This window comes from Nocardia sp. NPDC058519 (assembly GCF_042719755.1).
Taxonomy (GTDB): domain Bacteria; phylum Actinomycetota; class Actinomycetes; order Mycobacteriales; family Mycobacteriaceae; genus Nocardia.
In genome coordinates this window covers 45,937-54,219 of sequence record NZ_JBHXNK010000027.1, presented here as the reverse complement: position 1 = coordinate 54,219, position 8,283 = coordinate 45,937, and the positions used below count along the sequence as shown (strand labels likewise).

Below are 8,283 nucleotides of genomic sequence, written 5' to 3'. Positions count from 1 at the left end.
ACTCCTTGGCTCTTAGTTGGGTTTATGTGGGTGTGGGATTGGTTTATCGGCCTGCGTTTTTTTTACATTTTGGCCCCAGGGCCAGGGCCCCGGCCAAGACCTAGGCGTGGCTGCTATTGAGGGCCCCCGGTTCGTGGTGTCAACCAATGATCGTGGTGTCAACCAATATTGTTCGACAAATCCGGGATCATCCGGAGGGCCTCGTCATTCCAGTTGTTCCAGGCGTGGATGCCGAAGGCCGGGAAAGAGTAGGTGACGTTACGGGCGCCCAGTGTCGCCATCCTGACTTCGAAAGCCTTGGTGTTGGCCAGTGCCAAGGCTTCCAGCGCCATCCCGTTGACGGTGTTCATGTTCGGGCCGTCGGTATTGGTCGGCAAGCCCGAGCCCGCCGCTATCCACAGCCGGGTGTTGTTGCCTACCAGGTTGGGGGCGAACACGAACGGATCCATCCGCAGCCACTGTGGGCCCCACGGCGGCGCCATGGCGTCCACGTTGTAGCCGCCCGCGTCGATCATCGCGAGCCGGATGGCCTCGCGCATGCCGGGGGCCGAGATGTTCAGGTAGCCCGAATACGCACCGGCGAAGGAGAACTGGTCCGGGTGGTAGGCGGCCAGCGTCAGTGCGGCCGAGCCGCCCATCGACAGGCCGAACACGCCGTTGCGGAAGCGGTTGAAGCCGAGCCGGTCGGCGAGTGCGTTGCGCAGGTCGCCGGTGAGGAACGATTCCCACTGGTATCGGTAGCTTTTTCCCGGCCCGCCGGACAGCGCGTTGCCCGCACCGGAACCCGAGGCAGGCGTTCCATTGCCGGCGATGCCGAAGAAATCGCTCGGCGCGTTCCAGTCGGCGTAGAAGCTCGACATACCACCGACGGGCATCACCACATTGATATTGGCCGCGGCCAGCGCATTGGGGATATCGGTTTCGATCTCCCAGCCGTTGAGGTGCTCCGGTGCGCGCATACCGTCGAGGACGTAGACGACGCGATTGGTGTTGCCATCGGCGGCGCGCAGCACGCGTGACTTGATCGGACCCATCCCGGAATCGACCCAGAAGTCGAAGGCATTGCCGTTGAAGCCGGCCGAAGCGGGCGCGATCCCCCCGGTGACGGCCGTCGCGATCGGAACGAGTAGAGCCATGGATACGCCCGCGGCCCAGCGCCGAGCCCACGAACCAGGGGCTGCGGTCTTCACGGGCCCACGCTTGCGGCGCAGTGTTCGCATTCGACTAGACCTTTCTCGCAGACCGAATGCGCAAATACCGAGCTACGCAGTCGGATCCCTCATCGGACGTCGAGAAGAACCAATCCAGGGCAAAACGGACGATTCAACCTCGACGCATGCTCACTGTGTATCAATCGGTGACGAATGGTCTACATGTTGCTGGAAAGTGACCCGGAGCACAACTCCCGGTGATCTGTCGCACATGATTCGTCACCACAGATCGCTCGGATCGTGACGAAAAAGCGAGAAACCCGCCCGGTGCTGACGAGGCACCGGGCGGGTTTCAGGGTCTAGCGGGGTTTACTAGCCGATGTTCGCGGAAAGATCCGGGATCATGCGGTTGACCTCGGTTTCCCAGTTGCGCCAGTTGTGCACGCCGGTGATCGGGAAGTCGAAGTGGGCGTTGCCGCCACCGAGGGTGGCCATGCGTACCTGGAACGCGCGGCTGTTCACCATCGCGAGCAGCTCGAGCGGAACACCCTGGACGATCTCCATCGGGTTGGACACATCGCCCGCACCGGGGATACCGCTGGCCGCGGAGACCCAGATACGGGTGCCGTTGGCGACCAGGCGCGGAGCGAACACGAACGGGTCCATGTGGAACCACTGCTGGCCCCACGGCGGTGCCATCGCGTCGATGTTGAAGGCGCCTGCCGACACCATCGCCACACGCATGGCTTCACGCATACCGGGCGCCGAGATGTTCAGGTACCCGGAGAACGAGCCCGCGAAGCTGAACTGGTCGGGATGGTAGGCGGCCAGCGTCAGCGCGGCGGAGCCACCCATCGACAGACCGAACACGCCGTTGTTGTTGGGGTTGAAACCCAGACGGGCCGACAGCGCGTTGCGCAGGTGGCTCGTGAGGAAGGTTTCCCACTTGTAGGTGTTCTTCTTGCCTGCCACCTGGGTGGGCGCGACCGACGAACCGGTCATCGCCGAACCGGTAGCCGCCGAACCGGTGGAGCTACCACCCGAACCGGCGTCGAGGCCGAAGAAGCTGCTCGGGGCGTTCCAGTCGGCGTAGAAGCTGGACTGGCCGCCGACCGGCATCACGACGTTGATGTTGGCGTTCATCAGCGCACGGGCGACATTGGTGTCTTTTTCCCAGCCGCTGAGGTCGTCGCCCGCACGCATACCGTCGAGCGCGTACACGACCCGATTGGTGTTGCCATCGGCCGCGCGGAAGATCCGCGACTTGATCGGGCCCATCTCCGAGTCGACCCAGAAGTCGAAACCGGTGGGGTCGAATGCCGCCGTCGCGGTGCCGGTGGGACCGGCCACCGCCGCACCGATCGGCAGCAGTACAGCCAGGGAGAGAAGCACCGATCGTTTGAGCCAGCCGGCTCCCCGGGCTCTGAGACGTCCGCCACGCATTCTGTTATGGGCCTTTCCTCGAGCGGTTCGCGCGGAACCGCGGTTGCAATGACCGCCGACTAGATACCGGCACACCAGTGCGCCGACGGGTCTCGTTCCTCAGTGACCATATCGCTACATCGATAGCCTGGCGTTACCGAAAAGTGATTTAGCGGCGAACGCCACTGTAAAAACCCAGGCCGAGGGGTTTCAGCGAGGCGGTTCGGGGAACGGATCCACGAGTCCGCATCGCTGGATTTCGTACTTGGGCACCCGGTCGATGCGGTATTTCGCGAACGTCATGGCGTGGCGCAAGTTGTGCTTGAACCGGTCGAACGTCATCGGATCGCGGGTGGAGATCATCAGCGCCTGGGTTTGCGGGCAAGACATCGCCGTGCGGGCCTGGGTGACCCATTTCTCGTCCATGTACCAGGGCATCCACGGGTGGAGGTCGACCATGCCCGAGTCGGCCACCACCCAGTCCGGCAGCAGGCTCTTGTCGTGGCCGATGCGGCCGTCGGCGAGCCGGTCCGAATGCGCGGCCAGCGGGTAGGCCAGGCCCATCGGGTCGATCACCCGCACGTCGAGTGGCACGTTCATGCTCGTCATGCCCAGGTTCAGGAAGTAGACCGTGTGCCCGGAACCGCCCTCGGGGATCGGTTGCGGGGGCGGGTCGAGGTACCAGAACGTGAAGGCGGGCGAGTTCAGCAGCAGGCCGCCGTTGGGGTTGGCGGCGATGTCGTTGACCATGGCCCGCATGCGCGGGTAGTCGAGGTAGTCCTCGGCCAGGATCGGGTGGTCCTTGCCGGTGTTGAGCACGTAGTAGATGCGCTCGTCGACGATGCCGGAGGAGCGGATCTTGGTGCCGGTCGTGATCGCGGTGGTGCTCGCCGCGTACAGCGACCAGCCCGCGGTGCCGAGCAACGCGATCAGCAGCACCGCGATGGACCAACCGGATTTCCGCGACCGCGTCGGGAGCGGAACGACGGCCACCGGCAACAGCAGCAGGAACAGCTGGGTGAGCAGCATTCGCCCGTGCATGAAGTCGCCACCGACGCGCACCGCGTACACGGTGAGCAGCAGGCCGCTTACCAGCACCATGACGACCACCGCGCTCGGCGAACGCAGCCATGACCGCACACCCGCCACCGTCAACCGCGGCAGCGCGAAGCCACGCGCGATCCCCGCGACCACACCGGCGATCAGCAGCACGAGCAGCGGAATCCACAGGTAGTACGGGCCGACCAGGTCCCACAGGTAGGTGACACCCTGTCCCCATTTGGCACCGCCCGCGTCCTTGGCGACCGCGGTGTTCGGGTAGGGCAGGCCGTAGTAGCCCATTCGCCAGATCTGGTATCCCACCGGCACGATCCCGGCGACGAACACGATCAGCGCGCGCAACGCGATCGGCCCGAACCGGAACTGCGGCAGCGGCGCGAGGAAGATCATGCCGAGCGCGAGCACGCCGATCAGCGTGGCCTCGGGGCGAACGAGCGGCGCGAGCCCGGCCAGGAAGACCAGGCCAAGCAGGCTCGGCACGCGAACGACAGCGGCCTGACTCCAGCGGATCATCAGCCACCACAGCAGCCCGACCCAGCAGATCACCAGACCGCTCTCCAGCCCGGAGGTGGCGTAATCACGCGCGGGCGGCAGTGCGATGTACACCAGCACACCGGCCGGAATCAGCAGCTGACCGCTGGTTCCGCCCCACAGCCGCGCGGTGCCGAGCATCGCGAACACCACCGCGAGCACCGAAACCACCAGCGCCACCCCGAGCACCACGTACTCGAGGCGGGCCTGGGTGAGCCAGGAGAAGAACCAGACCAGATAGGTCCACGCCGTGCTGGTGTTGGCCTCGACCCGCTCGTCGGCATTGAAGACCGGGCCGTTGCCCGCGAGCAGGTTGCGAATCGTGCGCAGCACGATCAGGCCGTCATCGGCGATCCAGCGCCGCTGCCACGCACCCACCGTGAACAGCGCGGCGGTGAGTACCACCCCACCGACAAAGATGGCGCGGGACAGAACCGAGGAACGCGCGTCGCTACGCGGCGACTCGTCGTCGCGTAGCTGCTCGTCTTCGGTTGAATCCTGCTCCGCTACCAGCATCTCGTCAGGTGAGATAGACAGCGACACCTACCGCTCCGATCCAGGCAATAGCGAGGAACTGCAGGATGCGGTCCCCCAACGCGATCTCTTCGGGTTCACCGGCCTCGCCACCATCGACGTCGACCGCGTAACGCAGGATTGCGATGGTAAACGGGATCATCGAGATCGAATACCACTGGGTGTCTCTAGCCGAGTCCTGCTGGAATGCCCAGAGACCGTAGAAGACCACGACCGCGGTGGCCGCGAGCGTCCAGATGAAGCGCAGGTAGGTCGGGGTGTAGTACTCCAGCGACTTGCGGATCTTGGCGCCGGTGTCCAGCGCGATCTGCAGTTCCGCGTAGCGCTTGCCCGCGGCCATGAACAGCGAGCCGAACGCCATGATCAGCAGGAACCACTGCGACAGCGCGATATCGGCGGCCGCTCCACCGGCGACGGCGCGCAGCAGGAAGCCCGAGGACACGATGCAGATATCGAGCACGGCCTGGTGCTTGAGGCCGAGGCAGTAGGCGAGCTGGATGCCGATGTAGATCGCCATCACCACGGCCAGGTGCCAGGACGCCAGGAACGAACCGGCGATCGAACCGATCAGCAGCACCGCCGACAGCGCGTAAGCCAGGTTGACAGGAACGACGCCCGCCGCGATCGGCCGGAACCGCTTGGTCGGGTGGGCCCGGTCGGCGTCGACGTCGAGCGAGTCGTTGACCAGGTAGATGCCGGAGGCCGCCATGCAGAACACGATGAAGGCGATCGCGACATTCACGAGCACGCCCGCGTCGCCGACCGCTTCCGGTCCGACGGCGAGTGGTGCGGCGAGCACCAGGACGTTCTTCACCCACTGACGTGGGCGCATGGCCTTGATGACACCACCGAGCAGCGTCTTCGGCGGGCCCTTCACAGCACCCTCGTCAAGGACGGCGGCGGACGGTTCTTCGCTCATCTCAGCCAAAGTTCTTTCAGTTGCGGTCACTGTGTTCCATTCTGGCGCTCACAAGCCCTGCGTGGTTACGCAAGCTTCCGCCTCCGGGCTTTGAGCTCGCCGCCAGGGCGGAGTCTCTTTTCGGCGGCTAGCACGGCAGCAGCCGACGCGGCCCCCAAAGCGGAACCGGCGATCACGTCGGAAGGGTAATGCACCCCGAGCACAACCCGGGACAGCAGCATCGGTGGGACGATCACCGCAGGCAAGGGTAGCCCGGTCAAGCGGCCGAGCAACACCGCCGCCGCCGTGGTGGAGGTGGCGTGCGAGGACGGGAAGCTCAACTTGCTCGGCGTCGACACGTTGACCTGCACCGACGGATCGTTGGGTCGCGGACGCCGGACGATCCGCTTGATCACGATCGACGCGGCGTGCGCGCCGACCGCACCAACCGCGACACCCGCCCACTGACGCCGACGCGGCTTGTCGACCAGCCAGCCCGCGGCGGCGATGCCGACCCAGCCGAGCGCGTGCTCGCCGAAGTGCGACATGCCGCGCGCGGCGGAGACGACAGCCGGGCTGGTGCCGATGGTGCCCTGCACGGCGTTGAGGATCGCGACCTCGACCGGGACCTCTACGTAGTCGCCACTGCAATCGCAGCCGCCGCAGCAGCCTTCCTCGGCCATTTCCACTTCGGGCAGTTCGGTGTTGGTCACTTCGCGGTTCCGTTCAGGCCGAAGGTCTTCTCCCACGCCGCCGTGCTGGTGAGCTCGGCGTGCGCGGCCCGGTAGCGCTGCTGCATCTCCGGGAAGCGGGTGGTGAGTTCCTTGCGCAGGCGCATCGCTTCCTTGAGCAGGTCGCGGGCCTGGCGCGGATCACGCTTGCGGTAGACGACGCCGCGTCCATCGGCGGTGGTCACGGTGACACCGTCGACCTGCGAGAGCAGGTACCAGCGCGCGTCCAGCGTCGGCACGTTGAGCTGGGGGGTCTCGTAGGCGGCCGGGTCGGCCTTGCGGAAGTTGTGCACCACGCCCTTCGCCAGGCGCGCGACCTTCGAGAGAGGGTTGCCAGGTTCGCCGACCGCGCCGACACCGTGGCGGTTGGCCAGTGGCAGTTCGGTGGACGAGGGCACGACGACAGCGTCCGGGAACTGCTTGCGCATGCCGTGGATCTTGCCGAGCGCGGTCGGGAGCAGGTCGAACAGACCCTCCGGGCCCGCCAGGAAGTCGCGGATCGCCTCGTTCTGGATGGCGACCGTGGAGTATTCCAGGCACAGCAGGTGCTTGAGGGTGGCCTTGATCGTGTTGACGATCATCGGCTTGCCGTCGCCGGGGAGGTACATCGAGGCGACGACGAGGCGGTTGCGCAGGTGGAAGTAGGCCTGCCAGTCGATGGCGTCGTCCTTGTCGGACCAGGCCATATGCCAGACGGCCGCACCCGGCAGGGTGATGGTCGGGTAACCGGCCTCGCGCGCGCGCAGGCCGTACTCGACGTCGTCCCACTTGAGGAACAGCGGCAGCGGCTGACCGATCTGCTCGGCGACCTGACGCGGGATCACGCAGGTCCACCAGCCGTTGAAGTCGACGTCGATGCGCCGGTGCAGCAGCTTGGAGTTGTCGCGATCCTTGAGCGGGTACTTCGAGAAGTCGTGGTCGTATTCGACATTCGGCGCCGAGGACCACATGAAGATCGAGCGGTCGACGACCTCGCCCATGCTGTGCAGGTGCGAACGCTCCTGCAGGTTCAGCATCTGCCCGCCCACCAGCAGCGGCGACTTCGCGAACCGGGAGAACGCGAGGGCCCGCAGGATGGAGTCGGGCTCGATCTCGATGTCGTCGTCCATGTAGACGATGTACTCGGCATCGGTCTTCAGCGCCTCGTACATGACGCGGCTGTACCCGCCGGAACCACCGAGGTTGGGCTGGTCGCAGATGGCGAGCCGGTCACCGAGGGTCGCGGCGGCTTCGGTGAAACCGGGCTCGTCGACGACCTTGCGGTTGCCCTGGTCGGCGACGATCACCGCGGCGATGTTGCTGAGCACCAACGGATCCGAGCCGAGCGCGCCGAGCGTCTTGACCAGGTCGGTCGGCCGGTTGAACGTGGGCATGCCGACCGCGATCGAGCCCGTACCCGGCGCTTGCTGCGGTGCGTACCAACCACCGGACAGCAGCGTGACGGCCGTGTCGGTGGTGATGTCGAACCAGATCCAGCCGCCGTCCTCGAACGGGCCGAGATCGGTTTCGAACTCCACGACCACCGAGTCCGCGCCTTGGGCGACGGCGAACTCCTTGCCCTGCACGTGAATTCGCGAACCGTCGGCCTTGGAGCGGTAGACGTCGGCGCGGCCGTGCCCGGCCAGTTCCAGTCGCAGAACCACCGAACCCAGCACACTCCAGCGACGCCAGTAGCTGGCGGGCAGCGCGTTGAAGTAGGTGCAGAACGACACCTCCGACTCCGCGCCGATCGAGAGCGCGGTACGGCTGGTGGCGTGTGCCCGGCGGGCGTTGGTGGTGGATTCCTCCAGGTAGAGGGTCCGCACGTCGAGGGGCTCACCCGGCCGCGGCAGGATGACCCGCTGCAGCAGCGAGATGGCGCGTGTTTCGGTGGTCACGTCTTCGAGCATGGCTTTGGTCATGCTGCGTCCTTCCTGGCGTGCTCGGGCGCCCTGCGTGGTTACGCGGGCTGCCTCCT

At 65.9% G+C, this 8,283-nt stretch carries 6 protein-coding genes; all 6 read right to left on the bottom strand.

What is annotated here, in order from left to right; genetic code table 11:
* Positions 1–158: 158 nt before the first annotated feature.
* Positions 159–1,220 (bottom strand): alpha/beta hydrolase, encoded by a 1,062-nt coding sequence (locus ACFWPK_RS26145; protein WP_378920055.1) that lies wholly within the window; start codon positions 1,218–1,220, stop codon positions 159–161.
* Positions 1,221–1,523: 303 nt separating this feature from the next.
* Positions 1,524–2,594 (bottom strand): alpha/beta hydrolase, encoded by a 1,071-nt coding sequence (locus ACFWPK_RS26140; RefSeq protein WP_378920053.1) that lies wholly within the window; start codon positions 2,592–2,594, stop codon positions 1,524–1,526.
* A gap of 189 nt (positions 2,595–2,783) precedes the next feature.
* Positions 2,784–4,679 (bottom strand): flagellar motor control protein ZomB, encoded by a 1,896-nt coding sequence (zomB, locus tag ACFWPK_RS26135; RefSeq protein ID WP_378920129.1) that lies wholly within the window; start codon positions 4,677–4,679, stop codon positions 2,784–2,786.
* A 4-nt stretch (positions 4,680–4,683) separates the two neighbouring features.
* Positions 4,684–5,616, bottom strand: coding sequence for a decaprenyl-phosphate phosphoribosyltransferase (locus tag ACFWPK_RS26130; protein WP_378920051.1), 933 nt, complete (start codon positions 5,614–5,616; stop codon positions 4,684–4,686).
* Positions 5,617–5,681: 65 nt separating this feature from the next.
* On the bottom strand, positions 5,682–6,278 hold the full coding sequence (locus ACFWPK_RS26125) for a phosphatase PAP2 family protein (RefSeq protein ID WP_378920127.1): 597 nt from the start codon (positions 6,276–6,278) through the stop codon (positions 5,682–5,684).
* A gap of 26 nt (positions 6,279–6,304) precedes the next feature.
* Positions 6,305–8,227 (bottom strand): glycosyltransferase, encoded by a 1,923-nt coding sequence (locus ACFWPK_RS26120; protein WP_378920049.1) that lies wholly within the window; start codon positions 8,225–8,227, stop codon positions 6,305–6,307.
* Between the last annotated feature and the right edge of the window lie 56 nt (positions 8,228–8,283).

Bases quoted from the DNA above. Each gene is read 5' to 3' on its own strand.
- ACFWPK_RS26130 (WP_378920051.1), bottom strand. From the start codon at position 5,616: ATGAGCGAAGAACCGTCCGCCGCCGTCCTTGACGAGGGTGCTGTGAAG.
- zomB (WP_378920129.1), bottom strand. From the start codon at position 4,679: ATGCTGGTAGCGGAGCAGGATTCAACCGAAGACGAGCAGCTACGCGAC.
- ACFWPK_RS26145 (WP_378920055.1), bottom strand. From the start codon at position 1,220: ATGCGAACACTGCGCCGCAAGCGTGGGCCCGTGAAGACCGCAGCCCCT.
- ACFWPK_RS26125 (WP_378920127.1), bottom strand. From the start codon at position 6,278: ATGGCCGAGGAAGGCTGCTGCGGCGGCTGCGATTGCAGTGGCGACTAC.
- ACFWPK_RS26120 (WP_378920049.1), bottom strand. From the start codon at position 8,227: ATGACCAAAGCCATGCTCGAAGACGTGACCACCGAAACACGCGCCATC.
- ACFWPK_RS26140 (WP_378920053.1), bottom strand. From the start codon at position 2,594: ATGCGTGGCGGACGTCTCAGAGCCCGGGGAGCCGGCTGGCTCAAACGA.